The following is a 25,795-nucleotide window of genomic DNA, read 5'->3' on the forward strand; positions in this document are numbered from 1 at the left end:
TTACAGCGCGTCGGCCGGGCCCGAAGATGGGGTGACAGGTTCACCGACGCCCCCACGGCGTCGTCGACGGAGGGGGAGCGACTCGGAGTCCGGCGCGGTTGATCAGTTCGACGCGGTGTACCGCGAACACGTTGCGGGGGTCTGGCGCTACGTGCGGACCCGTGTGCCCGGGGCCGCCGACGCCGACACGTGACCGCGGAGGTCTTCGTGAAGGCGATGCGCTCGTGGGACCGGTTCGACGACCGGCGCGACAGCGTCGGCGCCTGGCTGATCGGGATCGCGCGGCATGTCGTCGCGGACTGGTGGGCCCGGCGATCCCGCGAGGTGCCGGTCGCCGAGGTCGACCTCGGCGACGCCGGGGTGTCCGTTTACGACGGCGATCCCGAGACCGCGATGCTGCGGGCCGCCGCGGCCGACGACGTGCGCAGCCGGTTGTGGGTTCTGACGGCGCGCGAGCGGGAAGCCGTGACCCTGCGATTCGCCACCGAACTCACCTCCGACGAGATCGGCGCGGCGATGGGGATCTCGGCGACGGCCGCGCGGATGCTCGTCTATCGCGGGGTGGCGAAGTTGAGGGAGGTGATGCCGAGGTGACGCCTCACGATCCGAGTGAACAGTTCGACCCCGTGGACATCGCTGCGGCCGAACGACTCGATGACGCGATATCGGCAGTTCTCGACGGGCGCGACGTCCCGAATGCTCCGGACCCGGAACTCGAGTTGCTCGCCGGTGGCTTGCGGCCCGACCCGCCCGCGTCGACCTACGTTTCGGTCGACCGGATACTGCATCCTGCGCCTGCCGGTCGTCGGAGAAGACGGTGGTCGGCGGCGCAGGTGGCCGCGGCCGCGCTCGGCGCGATCCTGATCATCCATGGCGTCGGGAACATGATTGCCGGCGAGTGGATCTCGGCGTCGCTCGGCGAGCCGTTCAACCAGCACGCGATGGTCGACGGCGGATTGGCGTTCATCGCCGTCGGCGCGGCGATCGCGGTCGCCTCGACGCGTCGCCGGTGGCTACCCGTCGCCGTCATCGCGGGCGTGCCGCTCGGACTGGTGATGGGCGGACGCGGTCTCCACGAGATCGGCGTCTTCGCCTGGGGTGCGGTCGCCCACGGTGCGGTCGGTGTGGCTGCCCTGGTGCTGCTGGTCACATATGCGCTGGGGCGGCGTTACAGTTTTCGGCCGGATCGGGAAGGACGGGTATGAGAGCACTGCATCGAATCCGGAATTATGTACGCGCGATGCGGCGGGCCCGGCGTCATCGCACCGAACTCGTCGGCCACCTCGCTCGTCGGCCGCTGGTGGCGGGCGGGATCGCCGGGATGGAGAGCGCGATGCTGCTGTCCAACCGGATGGACCCGAAACTCAAAGAACTGGCCGAACTCAAGGCCGCCGGCATGGTCAGTTGCGAGTTCTGCCTCGACATCGGCTCCGCGCTGGCGTCGGGCGCCGGAATCACCGAGCAGCAACTCCGCGATCTGCCGCGCTATGAGGAGTCGACGGCCTACACCGATCTGGAGAAACTCGTCATCGGCTACGCCGAGGCGATGACCCGTACGCCGGCTGTCGGCGACGATCTCGCGGACCTGCGCCGCCGGCTGGCCGAACACCTGTCGGAGACCCAGATCGTCGAACTCGCCATGACCGTGGCCTGGGAGAATCAGCGGGCACGTCTCAACCAGTCGCTGGGTGTGCGACCCACGGGAATGGCCGACGGCCTCGCCTGCGCTGTCCCCGAACGCACTTCGTAGCATTCATGCGCACATATGGCGCATGAATGCCACGAAGTTCCGCTCAGTGCAGGGGCTTGTCGGCGCCGACGAGCCACATCGAGAAGTACTGCGAGCCACCGCCATAGGCGTGGCCCAGTGCCTTCCGGGCGTCCGGGACCTGGTGGTCTCCGGCTTTGCCCATGACCTGGATGGCGGCCTCGGCGAACCGGATCATGCCCGACGCCCCGATCGGGTTCGACGACAACACACCGCCGGACGCGTTGAGCGGGATGCGCCCGCCGATCTCGGTGTCGCCGGATTCGGTGAGCTTCCACCCCTCGCCCTCGGCCACGAATCCCAGGTTCTCCAGCCACATCGGCTCGAACCAGGAGAAGGGCACGTAGATCTCGGCGGCGTCGATCTCCTCCAGCGGGTTGCTGATGCCGCCGGCCTTCCACAACGCGGCCGCGGCATCGCGACCGGCCTGCGGGCTGACGACGTTGCGGTGCGCGTAGGACAGCGGCTCGGTGCGCATCGCGGTGGCATGGATCCACGCCACCGGATCGCCTGCGGCGATCGCGGCATCGGCGACATCCTCGCTGCCGATGACGACCGCGCAGGCCCCGTCCGACGACGGGCAGGTCTCGTCGTAACGGATCGGGTCCCAGAGCATCTGCGAGCTCATGACCTTCTCGACCGTCTGATCCGGTTGGTGCAGGTGCGCAAGCGGATTCAGCGCGCCGTTACGGCGATCCTTGGCGGCGACCATCGCCCCGATGTGCTCGGGCGCGCCGGACTGCCGGATGTAGGCGCGCACGTGCGGGGCGAAGAAGCCACCCGCGCCGGCGCCCACCGGCTTGGTGAACGGCACCGGGATCGACAGCGCCCACATCGCGTTGGACTCGGACTGCTTCTCCCAGGCGACGGCCAGGACCCGCTTGTGCACGCCCGCGAAGACCAGCGACGCGGCCACATTGGCCGTCGAACCGCCGACCGAACCCGCGGTGTGTACGCGGATGAGGCGTTTGCCGACAGCGCCGATGGCCTCGGCCATCGCGAGCTCCGGCATCATCGACCCCTCGAAGAGGTCCGGGGCCTTGCCGATGACGATCGCGTCGATGTCGTCGAGCGAGACCTTGGAGTCGATCAGCGCGGCGTCGATGGCCTCGCGGACCATGCCCGCCATCGTGACGTCGGACCGCTTCGCGACGTACCGTGTCTGCCCGGTGCCCAGCACCGCGGCACGATTGTTGTGTCCCATCAGTTCTCAGGCCCCCTCGTTGTTCTGGGCACTCAGGGTGACCACCATGTTCTGTTGCAGCAGCGGGCCGCTCGAGGCGTGGGCGACCGCGGTGCCGGCGTTGCCGCCGAGGATCTCGTTGGCCGCGTACCCGATCCGCTGGAGACCTGCGGAGAACAGCGAGTTGCCGGCCAGCGAACCGCCGGACGGATTGATGCGCACCGAGTCGGGGAGTCCGAGCGCGTTGCGGACGATGATCTCCTGGTGCGTGTACGACGCGTTGATCTCGGCGACGTCGACCGCGCGGCTGCGGTCGCCGAAGGCGGTGTCGCCGGCCAGCTTCGTCGACGGTGAGACGGTGAGATCGCGTGCCCCGAAGTTGGGTGTGTCGATGCGGTGATCCCACCCGGTGACGAAGGCAGGGTTGGCCACCAGCTCGCGGGCCTTGCGCTCGCTGGCGATGACGACCGCTGCGGCGGCATCGGTGTACGGCGCGATGTCGTGCTGTCGCAGCGGGTTCGCGACGTACTCACGACCGAGCAGCTCGTCGACGGAACCGCCGAAGGTCCGCGCACCGACCGCGGCCATGTCGGCCTCGGTCCACACGCCCGCGTCGAGGCCGGCGCGAGCCTGCAGGGCGCCGAGCGACCGGGCATCCGGATGCAGCGGGGCGACGGTGTACGGATCGGTCTGCAGGGTGAGCGTCTGGTCGGCGTTGCCCGCGGTGGCCTTGCCGAATCCGTAGGCGAGGGCGAGATCGACCTCGCCCGTCGCGATCTTCACCCACGCCTCGTACAGCGCCCAGGCGCCGTCCATCTCGACGTGGGACTCGTTGATCGGCGGCATCGCACCGATCGAGTCGATCGCGGAGATGAACGAGAATGCCCGTCCAGCAAGGTAATCGGAGGAACCGCTGCACCAGAACTCGATGTCGGTGCGGGCGATGCCGAGTTCGGCGTAGAGCTTGTCGAAGCAGGGGATCAGCATCTCGACGCCGTTGGTGGTGCCGTGGGAGCCGGCGATGTTCGGGCTGTGCGCGAAGCCGATGATCGCGATCGGTGGCAGTGTCATCAGAGGTGGTCCTTATAGGTCTCGTACTCGGCGTCGGGCTCTCCGGTGGGCGCGAAGTGGCTGATGTTGCCGATCGAGTACTCCCATTCGTCCTCGGGGAGCCAGACGGCCTTGACGCGCATGCCCATCCGGACCTCAGAGGCCTCGCAGTCCAGGATCAGGTGCAGGAACGGGATGTTCGCCCCGTCGAGGAGCACGTAGGCCGCCACGTAGGGCGGCTTGATCCGCTGTCCCTGGAAGGGCACGTTGACGATGCAGAACGTGGTGACGATGCCGGTGTGGGCCAGCTCGACGCGCTCGGATGCGGGTGAACCGTCGGCGGGGCTGACGCCGCGGGGCGGGAAGTACACGCGCCCGGCATCGACTCCCGAACCGATGCGGGTGCCGATCAGCTTGCCCGCCTTCAGTCCTTCGAGGTACACGGACTCTTCCTCGTTGGCCGAGTGCGTGATCGCGGTGCTGACCGGGGTGGGGATGACGAGCAGCCCCGCCTCCGCGCCCTGGGGGGCGTCGGCGGTGTTGGCCGGAGCGGTGGCGGGTTTCTCGCCGGGGGCGAAGTACGCGATGTCGTCGATCCGGCCGATGCGCGCGGCGCCGAAGACGGCGTGGACCCGCAGGCCGGTCGACAGGTCGTCGGGCGAGTCGGTCGAAACCGCGTGCAGCAGTGTGGTGTCCGCGCCGTCGAGACGGATCAGCGCCCACGCGAACGGCGTGTCCAACGGTTGGCCCGGCACCGGCTCGGGGTTCCACGTCCACGTGGTCACCGTGCCGACGGTCGACACCTCGACGAACTCGGCGGACTGGGTGCCGGTGACGGGGTCGAACTCGACCGGGGGAACCGACACCTTGCCGTCGCTGCCCTTGGACCCGATGATCCGGCCATCGCGCAACGCGAGCGCGAACTGGCTCAGGACCGGGCCCAGCGACCGTGTGTAGTCGAAGGAGTTGGTCAGGGGAGCGGTCAGGATGGGGGACTTCGGCTCGGGCACCTCGGCGACGGGATTCGGGGCGGCCGGAGACGTTACGCTCATGCTCACATCTTGAGTAGAACACGTTCTAGTATTGGGCACAAGATGCATGTCAGGCCGTGGGAAGCGCGGCCCGGCGAGAAGGGGAGTGGTTGTGAAGCTCGGTCTGCAACTGGGGTACTGGGGTACCGATCCGATTCGCGAAGCGCCGGAGTTGATCGCCACCGCGGAGGAATGCGGGTTCGACGCGGTCTTCACCGCCGAGTCGTGGGGCTCCGACGCGTACACGCCGCTCGCCTGGTGGGGCGCGGCGACCTCGCGCATCCGTCTGGGCACGGCGGTGGCCCAGCTGTCGGCGCGGCCGCCGACCTCCCTCGCCATGCACGCGCTGACCCTCGACCATCTCTCCGGCGGCCGGCACATCGTCGGACTCGGGGTGTCGGGTCCGCAGGTGGTGGAGGGCTGGTACGGCGAACCGTTCGCAAAACCGTTGGCACGCACCCGCGAATACGTGCGCGTCGTGCGGGACGTGCTGGCCCGAGAGGACAAGGTGACCAGCGCGGGTCCGCACTATCCGCTGCCGTACCCGGGCGACGCACCCGGGGCGACCGGACTCGGAAAACCACTCAAGCCGATCACTCATCCGCTTCGCGCCGACGTCCCGATCTGGCTGGGTGCCGAGGGCCCGAAGAACGTCGCGCAGACCGCAGAGATCGCCGACGGCTGGCTGGCCATCTTCTTCAGTCTCGGTCTCGCCGACCAGTACAACGCGTGGCTCGATGAGGGTTTCGCGCGGCCGGGTGCGCGTCGTTCCCGGGAGGACTTCGAGGTGGCCGCGACGGTACAGGTGGTGATCACCGACGACGTGCCCGCGGCCATCGATCGCTACCGGCCGTCGACGGCGCTCTACGTCGGCGGAATGGGCGCCAAGGAGAAGAACTTCCATGCCGAGCTGTACAAGCGGATGGGTTACGCCGACGCCGTCGACGAGATCGTGAGCCTGTTCCTCAGCGGCAAGAAGGCCGAGGCGATCGCCGCAGTGCCCGACGAGATGGTCCGCGAGACGATGCTCGTCGGCACGGCCGACGAGGTGCGCTCTCAGATCAAGGAGTGGGAGGCGGCCGGCGTCACCATGCTCATGGTCACCGCCCGCGACACCGAGACGATCCGGGAACTCGCGACGTTGGTGTGACGACGCACCCGGTGTCGGCGTGTGCCCGACGGGACACGGTATCGGTGATCCGCCGCGTGCGACAGTCGTCGACGACTTCCTAACTGCAGAACCTGCGGCCGTGCATGCCGATCGAACATAGAATTTCTCGCGTGCAGCCAAGTGATCACGGCCCCGTTGCGGAGACGCCGACCACGGACGGGATGGCCTCCCGGCGGGTCGGCAGACCGACCGGTCCGGCCGGATGCCGTCGGGCATGCAACGTATCGGCGACTTCCGCTTCTTCTACGAGGGCGAGAAGTGGGAATGGTCCGATGAGGTCGCCGCCCTGCACGGTTATGCGCCGGGGGAGGTCGAACCGACCACCGAACTCATGCGCCGCCACAAGCACCCCGACGATCGAGCCCACTTCGACGCCGTGCTGGCCGAGATGCTCACCAATCACGCGCCGTTCTCGAGTCGGCACCGCATCGTCGACACGTCCGGGCGGGTCCGACCGGTCGCGGTCATCGCGCATTCCATCACCGACGCCACGCGGCGCGCCATCGGCACCGAGGGCTTCTACCTCGACCTGACCGACGCCGAGATGGCCGTGTGGCAACGGCGGGTCGACGACCAGGTACGAGCCTTCCGCGACAGCAGCGGCGTGATCGAGCAGGCCAAGGGCATGCTCATGCTGGTCTACGGAGTCAACGCCGACCGGGCGTTCGACGTGCTCCGGTGGCGCTCACAGCAGGAGAACGTGAAGATCCGCGACGTCGCCGCAGCCCTCGTCGACGAGATCCAGGCGGGCATGACCATCGAAGAGCATCATCGTCGGCGTCTCGACGAGATCGTGCTGCGCCCACGTAGGTCGTCGGAGGATACGTCGGACGCCGTCCGCTGACCGGGGGCGTCGCGGAAGTCGCTGCGCGGCGCGACCGCCCGGTGCCGCTACTCCCCGGTGAACTCCGGCGTGCGCTTCTCCGCGAACGCGCGGGGTCCGACCTTCGCATCCTTCGACTTGAAGACCGAGATGCCGATCTTCGCATCGATCTCGAAGGCGTCGAGTTCGTGTAGGCCCTCGGTGTCGCGGATGGTCTTGAGGATGCCCTGCACCGCGAGCGGACCGTTGGCCGCGATTTTCCCGGCGAGTTCGAGTGCCTTGTCGAGAGCGGTCCCGTCGTCGACGACATGGCCGATCAGTCCGTATTCGAGCGCCTCGCGCGCGGTGATGTGGCGGCCGGTCAGCAGGATGTCGCACGCCACGGTGTACGGGATCTGCCGGACGAGGCGAACCGCGCTGCCACCCATCGGGTACAGGCCCCAACGGGCCTCGGAGACACCGAACTTCGCGCTCTCGCCGGCGACCCGGATGTCGGTGCCCTGCAGGATCTCGGTACCGCCGGCGATGGCGGGTCCCTCCACTGCGGCGATGAGCGGCTTGGTGAGACGGCGTCCCTTCAGCAGGGCCGGCAACGAGGCCGGATTCCACGCACCGGAGTCGACGGTGTCGCCGGGAGCGTTCTTGTTCATGCTCTGCAGGTCGGCGCCCGCGCAGAAGTACCCGCCGGCGCCGGTGAGGATGGCCACCCGGATGTCGGGATCGGCATCGACCTGGTCCCACGCCTCGGTCATGATCCGCATCATCTCCGTCGACAGCGCATTGCGCGCCTCCGGTCGGTTCATCGTCACGATCAGGATGTGCCCGCGCTTCTCGACGAGGCACTCGGGTGCCTTTTCGGTGACGGACTCGGCGGGGGTTGCTGTGGTCATCGCTGCACTCCGGTGTCGCTGTGCTCGGGTGGTGATCAGGTGATGGTGGCGGGCGCGTATTGCCGCTTGCCCAGAACGATAACACGTTCTAATTTTGAACCATGGCCTACACAATCGCCGACCTCATCGAGCATGCCGTCGACCTTGTTCCCGAGCGCGTCGCGCTCGAGTCGGGCGACCGCTTGCGCTCCTACGCCGACCTGGAGGCGCGTGCCAACGCCCTCGCCCACAAACTCCGGGAACTGGGCGTACAACCGGGCGACCGAGTGGGTCTGTACAGCAGGAACACCATCGAGTCGGTCGAGGCGATGGTCGCCATCTTCAAGGCTCGCGCGGTGATGGTCAACGTCAACTACCGCTACGTCGAAGCCGAGTTGGAACACATCTTCACCGACTCCGGGATGAAGGTGCTGATCCACGAGCGGAGCTTCGCCGGTCGCGTGTGCAACACGTTGCCGAAAGCGCCCGATCTCGAGTACCGCGTCGTCATCGAGGACGGGTCGGACGAGGACCTGTGCTGCGCGGGCCACAGCGATGCGATCCGTTTCGAGGAGGCGATCGCGGCGTCGTCGACCGAACGCGACTTCGAGGAACGCAGCGACGACGACCTGTACATGCTCTACACCGGCGGTACCACCGGGAAGCCGAAGGGCGTGGTGTGGCGGCAGGAAGACGTGTGGCGCGTCCTCGGTGGTGGAATCGACTGGTACACCAGCGAACCCGTACCCGACGAGTGGCATCTTGCCAAGACCGGTGCCGAGGGCGGACAGCTCGTCCGGTACCCGATTCCGCCGTTCATTCACGGCGGCTCGCAGTGGGCGATCTTCCAGTCCCTCTTCGCCGGCGGAAAAGCGGTGGTGTACCCCGAGTTCAGCGGATCGTCGGCGTGGGACATCGTCGAACGACACAAGGTCAACGTCGTGTTCATCACCGGAGATGCGATGGGGCGCCCCATGATCGAGGCGCTGGAGAGCGGTGGGGACCGTGACCTGTCGAGCGTGCTGTCGATCGCGTCGTCGGCCTGCCTGTTCTCACCGAGCGTCAAGGAACAGTTCCTCGACCGGTTCCCGAATTCGGTCATCATCGACGCGATCGGATCGTCGGAGACCGGCTTCGGCGGGATGGGCGTCGTCGCGAAGGACACGCCGCACACCGGCGGTCCGCGGGTGAAGGCGGACAAGGAGACCCACGTCTTGCGGGAGGACGGTACGCCGGTCGAGCCGGGCAGCGGCGAGGTCGGTGTGCTGGCGCGATCCGGCCACGTACCGCTGCGCTACCACAACGACCCGGAGAAGTCGGCGAAGACGTTTAAGGTCTTCGACGGCGTGCGCTACTCGCTGCCCGGCGACAACGCCGTCCTCGAGGCCGATGGCACGATCACCATGCTCGGCCGTGGGTCGGTGTCGATCAACACCGGCGGCGAGAAGGTCTTCCCCGAGGAGGTGGAGGGGGCGCTCAAGGCCCACCCGGACGTGTTCGACACCGTCGTGGTGGGTGTGGCCGATGACCGGTGGGGTCAGCGCGTCGCGGCAGTCATCGCGACTCGGGACGGTGCGCGCCCGTCGCTCACGAGTCTCAACGACGTTGTCCGAAAAGAGTTGGCGGGCTACAAGTGTCCGCGCAGCGTGTGGTTCGTGGACGAGATCAAGCGTTCTCCCGCAGGCAAACCCGACTATCGATGGGGAGCGTCGGTCACCACCGAACGTCCCGCCGACGAGGCGCAGTAGAGCGCCGAAAGGGAGCTGAAACATGCGTACTGAACTGGTCGAGAAGTTCGGCATCGAGTATCCGATCTTCGGATTCACCCCCAGCCAGGACGTGGCGGCGGCGATCAGTCGGGCCGGTGGCCTCGGTGTCCTGGGTTGTGTCCGCTTCAACGAGGCCGAGGAGCTCGACGAAGTCCTGGAGTGGATGCACGAGAACACCGACGGCAAACCGTTCGGCGTCGATGTGGTGATGCCCGCCAAGATCCCGACCGAGGGCTCGAAGATGGACCTCGACTCGATGATCCCGCCGGAGCACCGCGCGTTCGTCGAACGCACGCTCGACGATCTGGGTGTGCCCCCGCTCCCGGGTGGAGACCGGGTCGACGCCGGGGTGCTCGGCTGGTTGCACTCGGTCGCGCGCTCGCATGTCGACGTCGCGATGGAGCATCGTCGTAAGTACGGACAGATCAAGCTGATCGCCAACGCACTCGGCTCGCCGCCGGCCGACGTCATCCAGACCGCGCACGACAACGGCGTCCTGGTCGCCGCGCTCGCGGGCGCGAAAGAGCATGCGCTGCATCACGTCGAGGCGGGCGTCGACATCGTCATCGCCCAGGGCTACGAGGGCGGCGGGCACACCGGTGAGGTCACCTCGATGATCCTGTGGCCGGATCTCGTCGACGCGGTCGGTGACACCGCGCCGGTCCTCGCGGCCGGTGGCGTGGGCAGTGGCCGCCAGATCGCCGCGGCGATCGCGCTCGGTGCGCAGGGCGTGTGGATGGGCACGTACTGGCTGACGGCGGCGGAGTACAAGCTCGGCGTGCCGGAGGGTTCCGACAAGCCGTCGACTGTCCAGCAGGCACTGCTGAAGGCGACGTCGCGGGACACCGTGCGCCGCCGCATCTACTCGGGAAAGCCTGCGCGACTGCTGAAGACGGCCTGGACCGATGCCTGGGACGCCGAGTCCGCGCCCGAACCGTTGCCGATGCCGCTGCAGAACCTGCTCGTCGCCGAGGCGCACGCACGGATCTCACAGGCCGACAATCCCGATGTCGTCGCGATGCCGGCCGGTCAGATCGTCGGACGCTGCAACGCGATCACGCCCGTCGCCGACCTCATCGCCGACCTCGTCAGCGAGTACGAGGAGGCCGTCGGCCGGATGAACAAGACGCTGGGCGGCTGACCGGCCTGCCCAGCAGTCGACGCGACCGGCCGACGACGCGGCCACTCATGTCAGCGGACGTCGGCACGCAAGAACTTGGGATGATCCAGACGCCAGGTGATCGCCGCGGCGACCACCGCGACCACGGCCAGGGTCAGTAGCGAGTTCCGTTCGTCGAAGGCGTTGAACAGCAGGCCGCCGAATCCTGCACCGGCGAGGAATCCCGCGTAGGTGCTCAGGTGAGCGACCCATCCCCATCGCTTGGCGCCGGACACGTGCAACCCGGCGCCCTGGCCAATTTTCACCAGGGTGCCGGTCACGTAGGACAGAGGCATGACGACCTCGCCCTTGCGGCTGATCGAGGTGTTGAGTGCGCCGAGACCGAAGGCCAGGCAGAGCACCGGGCCGGCGCCGAATTCTCGGTTGCCGTTGTCGAGGTTGATGTCGATGAGCCACGCGGCGATCGTCGAGCCCGCGGTCAGCATCGTCGCCCCGTGCCGGGCTTTGCGCCAAACGTACATCCTGGCCAGGGTGGCCACGAACACGCCGAGAACGAACACCACCACGGTCAGCAGAGCGGTGAAGCCGAGCTGGTGGGCCCCCTTGACGTGTTCGAGCACCAGTCGCTCGCTGTTGCCCGTCATGAAGGTCACGTACCACCCGGAGGAGTACAGCCACGCCGCCGCGCCGGTGGCCCCGGCCAACGCGGCGAGGACGGCGGCGAGAATCATTTCTCGCCCGTCGTGGAAGGGGCCCAGCAGCTCCGTTCGGGTTGACTGTCTGCGGGAGTCGGATTCGGGTGCGGTGCGTTCGGCTACGGTCATCGGTCGGCTCCAGTCCTGTCGATAGGGCTGTGGTCGTGATCGGCTTTCGAACGGGGGAGTGCGTCCCGGCGGCATCGGCGGTCTGTCCCGTCGGGGAAGCCCGAATTGAGCGGTTCCCTATCTCCCAGAGCACCGGAAGTCGGCCGTCGGCGCCACGTGAGTCCGACCACATGCGGGACCAGCCGGGCAATCGGTCACCAATCGACCTGTCTTCGGAACCAACGCGTCGGCACGACCGTTGCGTCGAGGCCGCCAGTCGTCTTGATCCCGCGGCAGCGGCCACCCCGCGCTGGTTGAGCCGGCTGGCTGGTGCCCGCGCGGTCGGCCACCCCCCCGCTGGTTGAGCCGGCACCGAGCGGAGCGAGGAGCCGAGTCGAAGCCACTGGGTGACCGGGCGAGTGTCCCCGACGGCAACGGCCTCGCCGCTTGGCTCAGGCTAGGGCGAGGTGTACTCGCCCCATAGGTCGTCGACGATGTCGGCGACGTCTGGCGGGAGGCAGCTCGCGTCGGGGCACGGCCCCGGCGGCATGGGGGTCGGTGCGATCAGGGTGCCGACTTCGGCGGGAAGTGTCAGCCGCGTGGTTCGCGCGGTCGACGGCTTTCCGGCCGGGCCCAGCGTGCCCCACTGTTCGACGCCGTCAAATCCAGGCACGGTGGTGCATCCCCAGTACAGGTCGTAGGCGCCGTCGGGCAGGACGGTGGACCCACTCGGGCCCTCGTCGGTGAACACCTCGAGCGCCACGGTGCGCGTGCCGCCCGGCGCGATCAGTGCGCGCGGGTCGACCGGGTTGACGTATCCGAAGGGTGGTCGCGAGTCGCTGTCGGCCACAGACCCGGCCGGGAGTCCGAACATCTTGCACCCGATCACCGCCGTGGACCGGTTCGTGACGGTCACGGTGACCGAGTTGCCCGACACCGAGGGTGTGATCGTCACGTCGTTCGGTGCGGCGTTCGCGATCGCGGGGGAGAGGATTGCCGCGGTTGCGCATCCGAGTGCGATGCCCAGGGTGCGGAGCAGGTACCTACCGGTCATCGTTTCGAGCCTCTCGTCGGACGTGGTGGTGTCAGTCTCCCATCCGGAGTGCACATGCACCTCCAATGGACACATTCCCCGCCGCCCGGCAGGCGCGAGGCGGCCGTCGCGACGCGCACATCACGTGTCGGCGAAAAACAGCACGGCGATCGCGAAACCGCCCAAAACCACCAGCGTGCCAATGGCGATGCCGGTGCACACCTGCCTGGTGATGCCGTGGGCGTACGTTCCGACGGCGCTGAACAAGAACAGTAGAACGCCGAGTACGAGCCCTAGTCCCCACAAGAGCGCATATGCAAGAAGTGATGTCGCCGACGCGGCAATCGTGGCGAAGGGTGTTACCGGACCGAAGAACCGAGTATCCACGTGTCAGGCCTCCAGCAGCATCAACACGGTGCCACTGACACACGTGGCTACCGCGATCACGGCCGCCCATCCCCGCGCCGAGTTGCTGAAGAAGTAGAGAACGAACGACGTCGTGAGGGCAGCAACTGCGACGAGTACACGAGAGATGGTCGCTGACCACAGACCAGGCACAGCGGGTGCCACAAACATGGCGATCATGACGAGGACTGCTATCGCTGTCTGGGCCGCAAAAATGGTTTGGCCTGTGCGAGCGTCTGGATCAGCTGGCTTCTCGGTGGAAGACGACACGAGACTCAGCTCGCTTCGTATTGCTCTAGAGGATGAATAGCAAATTCAAAATGTCTCATCGAACTCCTTTGAGTACAGGGGGATTCTCCGGGTCACCCAGATCAGTCATTCCGGTGATATCGCCAAGGTCGATTGGATACGAGTGATTTCCGGGTGACACATACGTTTCGGTCGGAAAGCGATCCAAATCGTCTTTGTAGTCGCCGTAATCGTGGTGGAGGGGGAGATTCGCCATTGGACCTGTCTCGTGGTGGTCGCCTGCGTCGTCTTGGTGTAAGACTTGAGTCCGGCCATCGGGAAGGTATTGGTAGGTCTCCATGGAAGGGAAATCCGTGGCTTCGCCCGACACTCGAGCGCCGCCCTGGCCGGGCGTCACAATGGTCTGGCCATTGACGGACCAGCCAACTTTTTCTGGCCCAGGAGGTGCGAGCGGATCCCAACCGTCATATGCAATTGCAACCGTTCCATCGGGTAGCTGGCTTGCCTGCACCGACGGAGTTCCGGTTTTGACATTGCCTTTGTCATCGCAGGAAGGGTTCTGACGTGCCACGATCACGCCGTTCTCGTAATCGATGAAATAGGACACGCGGGTGTCTTCTGGGGAGAAGTTCGGATCGAAGCCTCGGTCGTCTCCGAGATTCCTGTTGAACTTCATCCACCCAGGGCCTGCGATGACCTTGTCGATCGGAATGAACAAACCCGTGGCCACTACTCCCTGCCCAGGTACAGGATTGATCTTGATAATGCTGACAACCGGCGGAACGCCCTTGTTTTTCGGGTTGTAGCTGTGCGGATCCAACGCGGCCGCCATTCGCCAGTCGTTCTCGCTGACCGGGACGCGTCCGTAGACTTCCCGGAACGCGTCCACTTGATTCGCCGCGCGCGTCATCGACCCGCTGGACGTGGCGATCGAAACCGGGGTGATGCCGCCAAGTGCAGCCAAAGCGGAGTTGACGGCTGCGCTCGTGTCGCTCACCGCCTGGTCCGCAGCTATACCGAGATTGCGCAAGGCGGTTTGATGTTGAAAGGCGACGTTCGCGTCGTACTCGGCGCCCGGCGGAGCCTTCGCTTTCTCGAAGGTCACCTCGTACTCGCGGCTTCCCCTATTCAGCACATAACCCTGGGACTCTGATGACGTTGTCCCGTTCTCGAGGGCGGTGACTGCTCCTTCGATGGAAAACGCGCCGCGGTTCATCGCATCGGCGAGATCGCCGTATTCGTCCGCGACGCCGCGGAGCCAGCGTGTGATGGCCTCCGCTCGGTCATCGGCTGGTCCTCTGGCCTTACCCGTCCACTCCGCACCCGTCAGGTTAAGGACTGGGTTTCCAGCCTTGGGTGCCTCGGCGTCGAGACGAGCCTTCATAGCGAAGAGTCCATTGGCGATGAACCGGAGTTGATCAGGCGTCCATGCCGTGACCTCGTTGTAGCTCGGCGGCATGCTACCGCGGTCCCCTCTCCGTGACGCCCAGGAGAATTTCGAGCGGAACTGGGTGGTCCGTCAGTGGGCCGGTCCTCGAAGGGAAGGCGATCGCGCTCGAAATGCGGTTTGCTCCGGATTGATCAGTGTCGACGGTGGTGTCGCGGGCGTTGATCACCAACTCAGCAAAAGCAGAGATTGCCTTCGAAGCATTCGACATCGACGTCTTGATCTGCGAATCACCGGAGCTCGCGATATCGCTCATGTCGTCGGTCGCGCCTCGGAAGGAGCCGGCGAGGCCGCCGAACGTCTGGGTCGCGTAGGTGGTCCCCAGTCCTGCACTGAGGTGCAACCCCCCGATGTTCGAAGCGCACTGTTGGATCTCCATAGCGGCTGTGACCAGCGCTGCCGGATCTACGGTCAGATCTGCCATCGTCTCCCCCCGAGAGTGTGCGTAGAAGCTAGCACGATCAGCGCATACCAGAACTGTGCGCTGTCAACGTAGTGCGTGACGATCGCGAACGCGGAGCGCCATCCACAGGGGCGCAGAAGATCCGTATGACGTGATGCCCGGAAACCGGTCACAACGTCATACGGATCGTGGGAGGGAGCCTACGTCGCGGCGCGATAGACCCGACCGTCCCGACGCCAGGTGGGCGGGGTGGCATCGGAAGCCAGGAGGCGTTTGACGGTCTTGAAGGTCGCGGTCTCGGGGAGTTCGTCGACGAGCCGCACCCGATGCGGCCACTGTTTCGGGCCGAGATCTTCTTGCGCGGAGAGGAACTGGCTCAAGTCGTCGGCCGTGAGCACGTCGGCGACCAGGACCGCCTCGATCTCGTCACCGATCTCGACCGGCACGCCGTGCACCGCGACCTGCCGTATCGTCGGGTGACGCAGCAGGATTCGCTCGATGGGGCCGGTGCCGATGTTCTCGCCGTCGACGCGCAACCAGTCGCCGAGACGTCCGGCGAAGTGCAGGTAACCGGCGTCGTCGACCCAGGCGAGGTCGCCGGTGTGGTAGATCCCGCCGCGCATGCGGTCCGCGGTGGCGTCGGGATCGTTGTGGTAGCCGGCGAAAAGGCCGGGCCCCGAGAGGTTCACGATCTCACCGATCACGCCGGCCGGAACAGGCTCGCCGGTGTCGACGTCGACGACCGCGGTCGGTTCACGCAGTGGGCCCAGGGCATCATCGGGTGTGTCGGGGGTGCGCGTGATGGCCACGCCGCCCTCAGTGGATCCGAATCCGTCGATCACGCGGCAGCCGAAGCGTTCGGAGAACCGGAGCCGGTCGCGGGCGGATGCCTCGTTGCCGTACATGATCCGCAGTGGACTCGCCGCGTCGTCGGGGCGCGGATCGGTCGTGAGGATGTAGTGCATCGGTTTGCCGACGTAGTTGGCGTACGTCACGCCGTACCGGTGGACGTCGTCGACGAACCCACGCGCGGAGAAGCTGCGCCGCAACGCGATCGACGCCCCGCCCGCCACCGCGACGCACCACCCGGCGATCATCGCGTTGGAATGGAACATCGGCATCGAGAGATACGCGACATCGTCCGGCCCGATACCGAAGCGCTCGGCCAGCATCGGACCGCTGGTCGCGAACGTCCGGTGCGTACACCGCACGGCCTTAGGGTCGCCGGTCGTCCCCGACGTGAAGATCAGCATCAGCAGGTCGTCCGGCGACGCATCGGCAAGGGGTGCCGGCTCACCCGCGGCCACCGCGGCCGCCCATTCGGGCGAATCGACATCGACGACGCGGGTTCCGCCCAGGCCGAGGCCGTCCAGCAGATGCCGGGTGTCGTCGCCGCACAGCACGATCTGACATTCGGCACGGGCGATGTCGGCGGCGAGCGCGTCGCCGCGGCGGGTGGTGTTCAGGCCGACCAGCACGAATCCGTGTCGTGCCGCCGCGGCGAAGAGCGCGCTGAACACCGGCGTATTCGCCAGCAGCACGCCCACGTGACGCGGGCGGTCATCCGACAACCGGCCGCGCAACGCCCCGGCCAGCAGCGCCGCGTCGGCGAGATGATCGGTCCAGGAGCGAAATTCGTCTTCGAACCAGACCCCGCGGTCGTCGACCTCGATCAGCGGAGCGAGCAGATCGGCGACCGTCGAGGCGTGCGTCGCCGCGACCGGTCGGTTCACGCCGGCGTGGCGGCCAGTTCGGCTCCGATGGCCCGCACCGAGGCGGTCGCGGAACCGAATGCGAACTCGTTGTGCTTGGCGCGCAGGAAGTAACGATGGACCGGGTGACTGGTGTCGAGGCCGACACCACCGTGCACGTGGACGGCCGTGTGCGCCACCCGGTGCCCGGCCTCGGCGGCCCAGAACTTGGCGGTCGCGACCGCATTCTGCAGCTCCGGGGTGTGGCCGGTCGAATGGTCGAGCAACCAGGCCGCCTGCGTCGTCGTGAGTGTTAGCCCCTGGGCATCGATGTACCCGTCGGCGAGACGTTGGGCGACCGCCTGGAACGACCCGATGGCGCGGCCGAATTGTTCGCGCTCGCGGGCGTACTCGGCGGTGAGCTCGAGGCCGCGTTCGACGATGCCGGTCTGTTCGGCGCAGCAGGCCAGGGTCGCACGCGCGATGAGCGTCGCGGCCGTGTCGGCGCCGCCGTCGAGAACGGCGTCGTCGGACACCGGCGTGCCGTCGAATTCGACCTGCGCCGACGGGATCAGCCCGGTGGCGGGGGTCGGGGTGACGACGACGCCCGGGGCATCGGCGGCCACGACCACCGCGACGACACCGTCGGGTCCGGACGCGGTGACCACGAACATGTCCGCGGCCTCGGCGTAGGGGACGTCGACCTTCACGCCGGTCAGGCCACCGTCGGACGAGAAGGTGGTTGCGGGCGAGGTGAAGTCGGTGGCCAGGTCCTCCTCGACCGCGACCGTGAGCACCGAGTCGCCGGTGGCCCCGGACCCGAGGATCCGCTCCCGGAGTGCCGACGAGCCGTGCGTGGCGATCACCGGAAGGGCGGCGATCGCGTGCGGACCGAACGGTACGCGGGCCAGCACGCGTCCGAGTTCGGTTGCCACGAGCGCATTCTCGACGATCCCGAGGTCGCCGCCGGCATCCCCGGCGGTCTCGGAGGACAACTCGAGGCCCAGGAGTCCGGCGCCGCCGAGTTCGCGCCACAGGTCCGCGTCGAGCGCGGCACGAGCCGTCTCCAGTTCGGCGACCCGCTCGGGGGTGCTGATCGACGTCGCGATGTCGCGGGCCAGCCCGCGGACGTCGGCGCCGGATTCGGGAAGCGAGAAGTCCATGGTGGGTCTCCAGGTTCGGGGTGCGGTTGGTGGTTTCGATACGCCGCGTGCTCGCTGCGCTCGCTCGGGGCTACTCAACCAGCGGGTGGGGCGGGTGCTCGCTGCGCTCGCTCGGGGCTACTCAACCAGCGGGGGCGTGCTCGCTGGCTGCTCAACCAGCGGTCGGGGCTATCTGCGCTGGTGCGGCAGGCCGAGGGCGAGCATCGCAATGATGTCGCGCTGGATCTCGTTGGTGCCGCCGCCGAACGTGAGGATCAGCGACGTGCGCTGGAACCGCTCCAGGCGACCGTTCAGGTGCGCGCCGGTGCTTCCGGTTCGCAGCGTCGCGGCCGGTCCGACGACCTCCATGAGAAGTCGGTAGGCCTCGGTGGCGAACTCCGTGCCGTAGACCTTCGTCGCGGAGGCGTCGGCCGGGCTCGGCGATCCGCCGGAACTCGCGACCGAGGCGATCTTCCAGTTGATCAGCTTGAGGAACTCGACCTTGGCGTGGACGCGGGCCAGGTTCTGCTGCACCCATGGGGCGTCGATCACCCGATGCCCGTCGCCGGTCTTGGTCTGCTGAGCCCACGCGATCGTCTCGCGCAGGGCGGTCTGGATCGGCGCCGCGCTGCAGAGCGCGACCCGCTCATGGTTGAGCTGGTTGGTGACCAGCGGCCACCCGCCGCCCTCCTCGCCGACGATCGACGACGTGGGGACCCGGACGTCCTGGTAGTACGTCGCGCTGGTGTCCACCCCCGACATGGTGTGCACCGGCGTGTAACTGAAGCCCTCGGCGGTGGTGGGCACGATGAGCATCGAGATGCCCTTGTGCTTCTTGCCGCCCGGTTCCAGCGTCGACGGATCGGTGCGACAGGCCAACCAGATGTAGTCGGCGTAGGCGACCAGACTGGTCCACATCTTCTGGCCGTTGATGACGTAGTCGTCGCCGTCGCGGACCGCGGTGGTCCGCAGTGCGGCGAGGTCGGTGCCGGCGCCCGGCTCGGAGTACCCGATGGAGAAGTGCAGTTTGCCCGCCGCGATCCGGGGGAGGAAGTACGCCTTCTGCTCGTCCGACCCGTAGTTCATGATCGTCGGCGCCACGGAGTTGATGGTGAGGAACGGGACGGGTGCACCCGCGATCGCCGCCTCGTCGGTGAAGATCAGCTGGTCCATCATCGACCTGTTCTGGCCACCGAACTCGGTGGGCCAGCCCAGGGCGAGCCAGCCGTCGGCGCCCATCTGCGCGACGACGTCACGGTACGCGTCGCCCTCGCCGAGTTCACCGTCGCCGCCCGACAGGGCGGCACGACGTTCCTCGGTCATGAGGCCGGAGAAGTAGTCGCGGAGTTCCCTTCGGAGCTCGGCTTGTTGGTCGGTATAGGCGATGCGCATCGACACTCCAAGGGGTGGATCGGCTAGCGTCCGGTCCCGGCTTATGGTCAAGTTGACAGACGAAGTGCTCGTGCACTTCTGAAACACGTTCTAACCTGTTCTCACAGCCCAGTCAACAGGTGACTTATCGACGAGGAGACGGTTCCGATGCGTATCAAGGCAGATTTCGACCTCTGCGAGTCCAACGCCATCTGCGTGGGGATGGCTCCGGACTTCTTCGATCTGGATGACAACGACTACCTGGTGATTCTCCAAGAAGACATCCCCGCGGACCGTGTCGAGGAACTGCGTCAGGTCGCCGCCAACTGTCCGAAGTCGGCGCTGACCGTCGTCGAGGACTGACCCGAGCGAAAACTCCGATCTGTTCCATCCATTCGCGAATCATGCTAGAACAGGTTCTAGTTTTAGCTCAGGAGGAAATCGGGTGGGTTACACGTTGGACGGTCGCGTCGCGGTCGTCACCGGTGCAGGTGCAGGTCTCGGGCGTGCGGAGGCCATCGGATTGGCTGCCGAGGGGGCCGCGGTCGTCGTGAACGACCTCCCCGCGGCGCTCGAGCAGAGCGACGTGATCGACGCGATCACGACAGCAGGCGGCCGCGCGGTCGCGGTGCCCGGTGACATCGGTGACTCGGCCACCGCCACCGCGATCATGGCCGCGGCGACCGACCGACTCGGCTCGCTCGACATCGTCCTGAACAACGCGGGCGTCGTGCGCGACAAGATGCTGTTCAACATGACCGACGACGAGTGGGACCTGGTGATCCGCGTCCACCTGCGCGGCCACTTCCTGCTCACGCGCAACGCGGCGTCGCACTGGCGCGCTGCCTCGAAAGAGGCGGGCGGTCCGGTGTACGGCCGGATCATCAACACCGCGTCGGAGGCCGGGCTCCTCGGTCCCGAGGGGCAGGCCAACTACGGCGCCGCGAAAGCGGGTATCACCGCACTCACGCTGTCGGCCTCGCGTGCCCTCAAGCGATACGGCGTGCGCGCCAACGCGATCTGCCCGCGGGCGCGGACCGCGATGACCGCCGCCGTCTTCGGCGACGCACCCACCGACGGAGTGGACCCTCTCGATCCCGAGCATGTCGTGCGGCTGGTCACCTACCTCGCCGGCCCCGACTCCGACGCCGTCACCGGCCAGGTGTTCGTCGTCTACGGTCCCAAGGTCACCCTGATGGCCGCGCCGACCGTCGACGAGGTCTTCGTCGCCGAGGGTGATGCGTGGTCCGCCGAGGACCTCGCGAAGACCCTGACGGGACACTTCGCCGACCGCGATCCGGGACGCACATTCTCGGCAAGCGCTCTGGTCAACTGACCAATTCTGCTCGATTGTGCGTGATAGGTTTCGCGATGGTGCGAGGGTGAAGCGGGTTGGGCGATGCTGAGCAAACTGGCCACACCCCTCAGTGGAATCGGTGATTTCGTGGCGCTCGGCGTCGAGTCGGCGCGCGAGCTGTTCCACCGTCCGTTCCAGTGGCGGGAGACCGTCGAACAGTCCTGGGCGATCGCCCGCGTGTCGATGGTGCCCACCCTCCTGGTCGCCATCCCGTTCACGGTTCTCGTCAGCTTCACCCTGAACATCCTGTTGCGCGAGATCGGCGCGCAGGACCTGTCCGGCGCTGGCGCCGCTCTCGGCACCGTCACCCAGATCGGCCCGATCGTCACCGTGCTGATCGTCGCCGGTGCCGGCGCCACCGCGATCTGCGCCGACCTCGGCGCCCGGACCATCCGCGAAGAGATCGACGCGATGAAGGTGCTCGGCATCAACCCGATCCATCGTCTGGTGGTGCCGCGGATCGTGGCCTCCACCGGGGTGGCGCTGCTGCTGAACAGCCTCGTCTGCACGATCGGCATCGGCGGCGGGTTCATCTTCTCCGTCTATCTCCAGGACGTGAATCCCGGTGCGTTCGTGGCCAACCTGACCCTCCTCACCGGATTCGGCGAGTTGATGATCTCGATGGTCAAGGCAGCACTGTTCGGCCTCTTCGCCGGAATGGTGGGCTGTTATCAGGGCCTCAACGTCAAGGGTGGCGCGAAGGGCGTCGGCGATGCCGTCAACGAGACCGTCGTGTACTCGTTCATGGCGCTGTTCGTCGTCAACGTCGTGGTCACCGCGGTCGGTCTCAAGGCAACGGCGGGCTGAGTGATGGTACTTCCGTTCACCACCCGGTTCCGGACCGCGCGGGTCGCGGTCAAGCGCGCCGGCGAGGATTGGGATCAGATCGGCGATCAGGCGCTGTTCTACTGGGACAGCGTCGTGTCGATCCCGCGCGCGATCAAGCACTACAAGAAGGAGACCCTGCGGCTCATCGCCGAGATCTCCATGGGCACCGGCGCATTGGCGATGATCGGTGGCACCGTCGTGGTCGTCGGGTTCCTGACCCTGTTCACCGGCGGGACGATCGCGGTCCAGGGGTACAGCTCGCTGGCCAACATCGGCGTCGAGGCGCTCACCGGCTTCTTCTCGGCGTTCATCAACGTGCGCATAGCCGTGCCGGTGATCTCCGGGATCGCGCTCGCCGCGACCATCGGCGCCGGTGCCACCGCGCAGCTCGGCGCCATGCGGGTGTCGGAGGAGATCGACGCGCTCGAGACGATGGCGATCTCGTCCATCCCGTATCTGGTGTCCACGCGCATCATCGCCGGCCTGATCGCCATCATCCCGCTGTACGCGCTGGCGTCGCTCGCGTCGTTCCTCGCCAGCCGATCGGCGACGGTCTTCCTGTACGGGCAGTCACCCGGTGTGTACGACCACTACTTCGACACGTTCCTCATCCCGTCGGACATCTTGTGGTCGTTCGTGCAGGCGATCTGCATGGCGGTGGCCGTCATGCTCATCCACACCTACTACGGCTACAACGCCTCGGGCGGGCCGGTCGGCGTCGGCGTCGCCGTCGGGAACGCGGTCCGCGCGTCCCTCGTTGTTGTGGTCGTGATCACACTGCTGACCTCCCTCGCCATCTATGGCGCCGACGGCAAGTTCAACCTGGCGGGCTGACAGATGAGCAGGAGACAAGAACGTTCACGGGCCACCCGCCGGACGGCGGCGGTGGTCATGGTCGCGGTGCTGCTGGCCCTGATCATCGGGGCGAGCGCGTCGTTCCTCGGTGCCTTCAAGGGCACCCAGCAGGTGACCCTCGTGGCCCCCCGCGCGGGACTGGTGATGAACCCCGACGCCAAGGTCAAACTGCGCGGTGTCGAGGTGGGCCGCGTCGCCGAGATCACCGAGCGCGGCGGCGATGCGATCCTGACCCTCGACATCGCCGACGCCGACATGGCGAAGATTCCCGCCAACGTGGCCGCCGACATCAAGTCGAACACCATCTTCGGTGCGAAGGCGGTGAACTTCGTGGTGCCGGGCGAGCCGGAGGGCACGCTGACCGCGGGTGCGGAGATCCCCGCCGACCGGGTGGTCGTCGAGCTGAACACCGTGTACCAGCAACTCGTCTCGGTGCTCGCCCAGCTGCAGCCGGAGAAGCTCAACGCGACGCTCGGTGCGATCAACACCGCACTGCAGGGGCAGGGCGAGGAGATCGGTGTCGCGCTCGAACAGCTGACGGCGCTGCTCGGCAAGACCAATCCGCATCTGCCGGCGCTGAACCGGCTGTTCCGCAAGGGCGCGACGGTCACCAACGTCTACGCCGACTCGATGCCCGACCTGATGCGCACCGTCGACAACTTCACCACCGTCGGGAACACGTTGGTGGACAACACCTCCAACCTCGACGCGCTGCTGATCAACGCCACCGGGATGGCCAACACCATCGACGGCGTCATCGCACCGACGAAGAAGACCCTCATCGGTGCGCTGTCGGATCTGAATCCCATTGCGGCGCTGCTCGGTTACAACTCGCCGGGCATCAAGTGCTTCCTCACCGCGGGCGCCATCGCCTCCGAGGTCGCCGCGCCGTTCATGGGCGGCCGCAACGGTATGCTGATGCTCGACGCCGGTCTGCTGCCCGGTAGGGACCCCTACGCCTACCCGTACGACCTCCCCCGGGTCGGCGTCGAAGGCCCCCCGACGTGCGACGGTGGGCTCAGCGATCCCGCCACGACGGTGCCCGCCCCGTTCTACGTCGGCGACAACGCGCCGCAGCCCTACCAGCCCAGAACCAAGGCGAAGGCGAACTCGCAGAAGCTGTTCCAGATATTGTTCGGAGAACCGCCCCGTGGATAACCGCGCTCGCGCGTTCCGCGCGACCCTGATCAAGCTGGGCGCCTTCACCGTGGTGATGGTCCTGGTGTTCGTCGCGCTGGTCGTCGTCTTCAGCCGCTATCGTTCCGGCTCGTCGAACGAGTACAGCGCCGTCTTCACCAGCGCGTCGGCGATGAAGTCCGGCAGCAAGGTCAAGATCGCCGGCGTCGAGGTCGGATCCGTCGGCGGCGTCGAACTGAACCGCGCCAACGAGGCCGTGATCACCTTCAGCGTCGACCAGCAGTACCCGCTCCCCGAATCGGTCCGCGCACTCATCCGGTACGAGAACCTCACCGGCGACCGGTATCTCGAGCTGCAGCAGGGGACCGGCAACACGTCGACCTTCCTCGCCGACGGCGCGCAGATCCCGGTCGGACAGACCGAGCCCGCACTCGATCTCGACAAGCTCGTCGGCGGCTTCAAGCCGCTGTTCCGAACTCTGGACGCCGACGACGCCAACGCGCTCACCAGTTCGCTGATCGCCGTGTTCCAGGGCCAGGGCGGGGCGTTGAACACCCTGCTGGGCAACACCGCGTCGTTCACCGACTCCCTCGCCGACCGCGACCAGTTGATCGGTGACGTCATCGACAACCTCAACACGACCCTCGCCACGCTCGACGGCGATCGCGAAGGCCTCGACACCAGCGTCGACCTGCTGCAGCAGTTGGTCACCGGACTGGCGGAACAGAAGAGCACCGTCGGCAACGCACTGACGCAGACCTCGCGGGTGACCAACGGCCTCGCGGACCTCCTGGGGACCACACGGCCCACCCTGCAGTCGATGGTGACCAACACCGGCCGGGTCTCGGAGGAGTTGCTCGCCGCGGAACCCTTCATCCGCAACCTGATCTCCCGACTCCCCGAGGACTACAAGACGCTGTCGAACCTGGGTTCCTACGGTGCCTGGCTGCAGATCTACTTCTGCCGCATCCGGTTGATGCTCCCGGCGCCCGGTGGCCAGACCATCCTGTACACATCGAACAACGTGATGGGCAACTCCACGACGGCCGGCGGAAGGTGTGACGGCTCATGAGTCTTCCCTTCGGCGGCATGTTCTCGAGCCGCAGATCCGAGTCCGACGAGGCCGACGTCGCCCGTGAGGAGAAGCGCGGGCAACGCAGCCGTGCCCAGGTCGGCGTCATCGGCATCGTGGTCATCGGCCTGGTGGTCATCACCGCCATGCAGATGGACAAGTTGCCCTACATCTCGCCGATCAGCACCTACAGCGCCTACTTCGACGACGCGGGCGGGCTGACCACGGGCGACATCGTGTCCGTCTCCGGCGTCCAGGTGGGCACCGTCGAGTCGATCGAACTGGCCGGCACCGACGACGGGACCAAGGTCAAGGTCGGATTCCGGATGGACGACACCGTCGAGATGGGTGCGGACTCCCAGGCCGCGATCCGGACCGAGACCGTGCTGGGCCGGCGCAACCTCACCGTCATCCCGCACGGTGGCGACCGGATCAAGCCCGGTGGCTCGATCCCGGTCGGCAACACGATCTCGCCGTACTCGCTGCAGGATGCGCTCGAAGGTGCGACCGACACCGTGGCCGAGACCGACACCGACCAACTCAACGAGGCACTGAACACCCTGACCATCACCTTCTCCGAGACCCCCGATCAGGTCCAGGGCGCGGTCGACGGGGTGGCCCGGCTGTCGAAAGCGGTCGCCGACCGCGACAAGGAACTGCGGGCGCTGCTCGCCAAGGCCAACCAGGTGAGCAAGATCGTCGGCGACCGCAACGAACAGATCAACCGGTTGCTCATCGACGCCAACGCGCTCGTCGGGGAGATCGAGATGCGGCGCTACGCGCTCAACCAGCTGATCAAGGGGATCGGTGACGTCACCGCTCAGCTGCGGGGCTTCATCGCCGAGAACAACGCGCAGCTGACGCCCGTGCTGCAGAAGTTCGACCGCGTCGCGACGATCCTCACCGACAACGAGAAAGAGCTGAAGGAGACGATCGACCGTCTCGGACCGTTCGCGAACACCCTCGGCGAAGCAGTGGCGTCGGGCCCGAACTTCGATTCCCTCGTCGGCGTGAACACCTTCGGCGACTACACCGCGGTGTTCCTCAACGCCCTGCGCGGTCGGTACCCGCAGCTGTGGCAGTCGCTGATGTACACGGGCAACCCGCTGCTTCCACAGGGCTGGAGCCTGGGACCTCCAGCGGGTAGCGATACGCCGCGCGGACCACTGCCCAGCCCGACCTATCCCACGCCCGCGCCGACCACGAGGGGGAGGTGAC

The 25,795-nt window shown here is 67.0% G+C and carries 25 protein-coding genes and 1 pseudogene; 14 read left to right on the forward strand and 12 right to left on the reverse strand.

The annotated features are described in order from the left end of the window. Positions 1–115 precede the first annotated feature (115 nt). The 3 genes and pseudogenes from ACFUEJ_RS04985 (at position 116) to ACFUEJ_RS04995 (ending at position 1,750) form a co-directional block, all read left to right on the forward strand. A pseudogene (locus tag ACFUEJ_RS04985) lies at positions 116–594 on the forward strand (RNA polymerase sigma factor). Further along, on the forward strand, positions 591–1,205 hold the full coding sequence (locus ACFUEJ_RS04990; protein WP_137810447.1) for a hypothetical protein: 615 nt from the start codon (positions 591–593) through the stop codon (positions 1,203–1,205). Before ACFUEJ_RS04985 ends, ACFUEJ_RS04990 begins: the two are co-directional and overlap by 4 nt. Continuing rightward, entirely contained in the window at positions 1,202–1,750 is a 549-nt protein-coding gene (locus ACFUEJ_RS04995; RefSeq protein WP_137810446.1) for a carboxymuconolactone decarboxylase family protein, read from the forward strand. The genes ACFUEJ_RS04990 and ACFUEJ_RS04995 overlap by 4 nt, the downstream gene beginning before the upstream one ends. A 43-nt stretch (positions 1,751–1,793) precedes the next feature. On the opposite strand, the gene ACFUEJ_RS05000 is transcribed toward ACFUEJ_RS04995, so the two are convergent. From ACFUEJ_RS05000 to ACFUEJ_RS05010, 3 genes are read right to left on the reverse strand one after another with little or no spacing between them, the layout of a single operon-like run. After that, positions 1,794–2,972 (reverse strand): thiolase domain-containing protein, encoded by a 1,179-nt coding sequence (locus tag ACFUEJ_RS05000; RefSeq protein ID WP_058253563.1) that lies wholly within the window; start codon positions 2,970–2,972, stop codon positions 1,794–1,796. Between the two features lie 6 nt (positions 2,973–2,978). Beyond that, on the reverse strand, positions 2,979–4,022 hold the full coding sequence (locus ACFUEJ_RS05005) for a thiolase domain-containing protein (RefSeq protein WP_058253562.1): 1,044 nt from the start codon (positions 4,020–4,022) through the stop codon (positions 2,979–2,981). Beyond that, the gene (locus ACFUEJ_RS05010) at positions 4,022–5,053 is read right to left on the reverse strand and encodes an OB-fold nucleic acid binding domain-containing protein (protein ID WP_058253577.1); all 1,032 of its coding nucleotides are present in this window, start codon (positions 5,051–5,053) and stop codon (positions 4,022–4,024) included. Before ACFUEJ_RS05010 ends, ACFUEJ_RS05005 begins: the two co-directional genes overlap by 1 nt. A 91-nt stretch (positions 5,054–5,144) precedes the next feature. Here ACFUEJ_RS05010 and ACFUEJ_RS05015 point away from each other — a divergent pair, with 91 nt between their 5' ends. Beyond that, positions 5,145–6,182, forward strand: a complete 1,038-nt coding sequence (locus ACFUEJ_RS05015) for an LLM class F420-dependent oxidoreductase (RefSeq protein ID WP_137810444.1) — start codon at positions 5,145–5,147, stop codon at positions 6,180–6,182. Positions 6,183–6,417: 235 nt separating this feature from the next. Continuing rightward, the gene (locus ACFUEJ_RS05020; protein ID WP_226513967.1) at positions 6,418–7,047 is read left to right on the forward strand and encodes a PAS and ANTAR domain-containing protein; all 630 of its coding nucleotides are present in this window, start codon (positions 6,418–6,420) and stop codon (positions 7,045–7,047) included. A gap of 47 nt (positions 7,048–7,094) precedes the next feature. On the opposite strand, the gene ACFUEJ_RS05025 is transcribed toward ACFUEJ_RS05020, so the two are convergent. Continuing rightward, a complete protein-coding gene (locus ACFUEJ_RS05025) occupies positions 7,095–7,916 on the reverse strand; it encodes a crotonase/enoyl-CoA hydratase family protein (protein WP_388027894.1) in 822 nt (273 codons plus the stop codon). A gap of 101 nt (positions 7,917–8,017) precedes the next feature. Between ACFUEJ_RS05025 and ACFUEJ_RS05030 the strand changes: the two genes are divergently transcribed. Together ACFUEJ_RS05030 and ACFUEJ_RS05035 are read left to right on the forward strand one after the other, a co-directional pair. Next, on the forward strand, positions 8,018–9,643 hold the full coding sequence (locus ACFUEJ_RS05030) for an acyl-CoA synthetase (protein ID WP_065629757.1): 1,626 nt from the start codon (positions 8,018–8,020) through the stop codon (positions 9,641–9,643). Positions 9,644–9,665: 22 nt separating this feature from the next. Then, on the forward strand, positions 9,666–10,805 hold the full coding sequence (locus ACFUEJ_RS05035; RefSeq protein WP_058253558.1) for a nitronate monooxygenase family protein: 1,140 nt from the start codon (positions 9,666–9,668) through the stop codon (positions 10,803–10,805). Between the two features lie 50 nt (positions 10,806–10,855). Here the strand turns inward: ACFUEJ_RS05035 and ACFUEJ_RS05040 are convergent, their stop codons facing one another. The 8 genes from ACFUEJ_RS05040 to ACFUEJ_RS05075 all read right to left on the reverse strand — a co-directional run bounded on the left by ACFUEJ_RS05040 (position 10,856) and on the right by ACFUEJ_RS05075 (position 19,349). After that, complete coding sequence (locus ACFUEJ_RS05040; RefSeq protein ID WP_137810441.1) at positions 10,856–11,608, reverse strand: DUF1275 family protein; 753 nt, start codon at positions 11,606–11,608, stop codon at positions 10,856–10,858. Between the two features lie 436 nt (positions 11,609–12,044). Next, a complete protein-coding gene (locus ACFUEJ_RS05045) occupies positions 12,045–12,641 on the reverse strand; it encodes a hypothetical protein (RefSeq protein WP_137810440.1) in 597 nt (198 codons plus the stop codon). 120 nt (positions 12,642–12,761) lie between these two features. Then, a complete protein-coding gene (locus tag ACFUEJ_RS05050) occupies positions 12,762–13,007 on the reverse strand; it encodes a hypothetical protein (RefSeq protein ID WP_137810439.1) in 246 nt (81 codons plus the stop codon). A 343-nt stretch (positions 13,008–13,350) separates the two neighbouring features. Next, positions 13,351–14,733: a hypothetical protein gene (locus ACFUEJ_RS05055; protein ID WP_137810438.1), complete on the reverse strand. Its 1,383-nt coding sequence runs from the start codon at positions 14,731–14,733 to the stop codon at positions 13,351–13,353. A gap of 1 nt (position 14,734) precedes the next feature. After that, entirely contained in the window at positions 14,735–15,145 is a 411-nt protein-coding gene (locus ACFUEJ_RS05060; RefSeq protein ID WP_058253553.1) for a hypothetical protein, read from the reverse strand. 179 nt (positions 15,146–15,324) lie between these two features. Continuing rightward, the gene (locus tag ACFUEJ_RS05065; protein ID WP_388027899.1) at positions 15,325–16,857 is read right to left on the reverse strand and encodes an AMP-binding protein; all 1,533 of its coding nucleotides are present in this window, start codon (positions 16,855–16,857) and stop codon (positions 15,325–15,327) included. Beyond that, complete coding sequence (locus ACFUEJ_RS05070) at positions 16,854–17,978, reverse strand: acyl-CoA dehydrogenase family protein (protein ID WP_388027902.1); 1,125 nt, start codon at positions 17,976–17,978, stop codon at positions 16,854–16,856. The genes ACFUEJ_RS05065 and ACFUEJ_RS05070 overlap by 4 nt, the downstream gene beginning before the upstream one ends. A 168-nt stretch (positions 17,979–18,146) precedes the next feature. After that, positions 18,147–19,349 carry an acyl-CoA dehydrogenase family protein gene (locus ACFUEJ_RS05075; protein ID WP_058253575.1) on the reverse strand — a complete coding sequence of 401 codons (1,203 nt, stop codon included), beginning with the start codon at positions 19,347–19,349 and terminating at the stop codon, positions 18,147–18,149. A gap of 147 nt (positions 19,350–19,496) precedes the next feature. Between ACFUEJ_RS05075 and ACFUEJ_RS05080 the strand changes: the two genes are divergently transcribed. The 7 genes from ACFUEJ_RS05080 to ACFUEJ_RS05110 all read left to right on the forward strand — a co-directional run bounded on the left by ACFUEJ_RS05080 (position 19,497) and on the right by ACFUEJ_RS05110 (position 25,794). Next, complete coding sequence (locus tag ACFUEJ_RS05080) at positions 19,497–19,691, forward strand: ferredoxin (RefSeq protein ID WP_065629750.1); 195 nt, start codon at positions 19,497–19,499, stop codon at positions 19,689–19,691. A gap of 82 nt (positions 19,692–19,773) precedes the next feature. Next, entirely contained in the window at positions 19,774–20,664 is an 891-nt protein-coding gene (locus ACFUEJ_RS05085; RefSeq protein WP_388027906.1) for a 3-oxoacyl-ACP reductase, read from the forward strand. Positions 20,665–20,727: 63 nt separating this feature from the next. Continuing rightward, a complete protein-coding gene (locus ACFUEJ_RS05090) occupies positions 20,728–21,492 on the forward strand; it encodes an ABC transporter permease (RefSeq protein ID WP_065629749.1) in 765 nt (254 codons plus the stop codon). Between the two features lie 3 nt (positions 21,493–21,495). Next, positions 21,496–22,347 (forward strand): ABC transporter permease, encoded by an 852-nt coding sequence (locus tag ACFUEJ_RS05095; RefSeq protein WP_004022039.1) that lies wholly within the window; start codon positions 21,496–21,498, stop codon positions 22,345–22,347. A 57-nt stretch (positions 22,348–22,404) separates the two neighbouring features. Beyond that, positions 22,405–23,526 (forward strand): MCE family protein, encoded by a 1,122-nt coding sequence (locus tag ACFUEJ_RS05100; RefSeq protein WP_078113654.1) that lies wholly within the window; start codon positions 22,405–22,407, stop codon positions 23,524–23,526. Beyond that, a complete protein-coding gene (locus ACFUEJ_RS05105) occupies positions 23,519–24,577 on the forward strand; it encodes an MCE family protein (RefSeq protein WP_078113624.1) in 1,059 nt (352 codons plus the stop codon). Before ACFUEJ_RS05100 ends, ACFUEJ_RS05105 begins: the two co-directional genes overlap by 8 nt. Beyond that, a complete protein-coding gene (locus ACFUEJ_RS05110; RefSeq protein WP_078113625.1) occupies positions 24,574–25,794 on the forward strand; it encodes an MCE family protein in 1,221 nt (406 codons plus the stop codon). The genes ACFUEJ_RS05105 and ACFUEJ_RS05110 overlap by 4 nt, the downstream gene beginning before the upstream one ends. Position 25,795: the final 1 nt, after the last annotated feature.

Source organism: Gordonia sp. NPDC057258 (assembly GCF_042668985.1).
Lineage (GTDB): Bacteria > Actinomycetota > Actinomycetes > Mycobacteriales > Mycobacteriaceae > Gordonia > Gordonia hongkongensis.

Excerpts from the sequence above, each read along its gene's own strand:
- ACFUEJ_RS04995 (WP_137810446.1), top strand. The coding sequence starts at position 1,202 with ATGAGAGCACTGCATCGAATCCGGAATTATGTACGCGCGATGCGGCGG.
- ACFUEJ_RS05075 (WP_058253575.1), bottom strand. The coding sequence starts at position 19,349 with ATGCGCATCGCCTATACCGACCAACAAGCCGAGCTCCGAAGGGAACTC.
- ACFUEJ_RS05030 (WP_065629757.1), top strand. The coding sequence starts at position 8,018 with ATGGCCTACACAATCGCCGACCTCATCGAGCATGCCGTCGACCTTGTT.
- ACFUEJ_RS05070 (WP_388027902.1), bottom strand. The coding sequence starts at position 17,978 with ATGGACTTCTCGCTTCCCGAATCCGGCGCCGACGTCCGCGGGCTGGCC.
- ACFUEJ_RS05055 (WP_137810438.1), bottom strand. The coding sequence starts at position 14,733 with ATGCCGCCGAGCTACAACGAGGTCACGGCATGGACGCCTGATCAACTC.
- ACFUEJ_RS05000 (WP_058253563.1), bottom strand. The coding sequence starts at position 2,972 with ATGGGACACAACAATCGTGCCGCGGTGCTGGGCACCGGGCAGACACGG.
- ACFUEJ_RS05080 (WP_065629750.1), top strand. The coding sequence starts at position 19,497 with ATGCGTATCAAGGCAGATTTCGACCTCTGCGAGTCCAACGCCATCTGC.
- ACFUEJ_RS05060 (WP_058253553.1), bottom strand. The coding sequence starts at position 15,145 with ATGGCAGATCTGACCGTAGATCCGGCAGCGCTGGTCACAGCCGCTATG.
- ACFUEJ_RS05090 (WP_065629749.1), top strand. The coding sequence starts at position 20,728 with ATGCTGAGCAAACTGGCCACACCCCTCAGTGGAATCGGTGATTTCGTG.
- ACFUEJ_RS05020 (WP_226513967.1), top strand. The coding sequence starts at position 6,418 with ATGCAACGTATCGGCGACTTCCGCTTCTTCTACGAGGGCGAGAAGTGG.
- ACFUEJ_RS05045 (WP_137810440.1), bottom strand. The coding sequence starts at position 12,641 with ATGACCGGTAGGTACCTGCTCCGCACCCTGGGCATCGCACTCGGATGC.
- ACFUEJ_RS05005 (WP_058253562.1), bottom strand. The coding sequence starts at position 4,022 with ATGACACTGCCACCGATCGCGATCATCGGCTTCGCGCACAGCCCGAAC.
- ACFUEJ_RS05095 (WP_004022039.1), top strand. The coding sequence starts at position 21,496 with ATGGTACTTCCGTTCACCACCCGGTTCCGGACCGCGCGGGTCGCGGTC.
- ACFUEJ_RS05040 (WP_137810441.1), bottom strand. The coding sequence starts at position 11,608 with ATGACCGTAGCCGAACGCACCGCACCCGAATCCGACTCCCGCAGACAG.
- ACFUEJ_RS05025 (WP_388027894.1), bottom strand. The coding sequence starts at position 7,916 with ATGACCACAGCAACCCCCGCCGAGTCCGTCACCGAAAAGGCACCCGAG.
- ACFUEJ_RS05100 (WP_078113654.1), top strand. The coding sequence starts at position 22,405 with ATGGTCGCGGTGCTGCTGGCCCTGATCATCGGGGCGAGCGCGTCGTTC.
- ACFUEJ_RS05010 (WP_058253577.1), bottom strand. The coding sequence starts at position 5,053 with ATGAGCGTAACGTCTCCGGCCGCCCCGAATCCCGTCGCCGAGGTGCCC.
- ACFUEJ_RS05035 (WP_058253558.1), top strand. The coding sequence starts at position 9,666 with ATGCGTACTGAACTGGTCGAGAAGTTCGGCATCGAGTATCCGATCTTC.
- ACFUEJ_RS05110 (WP_078113625.1), top strand. The coding sequence starts at position 24,574 with ATGAGTCTTCCCTTCGGCGGCATGTTCTCGAGCCGCAGATCCGAGTCC.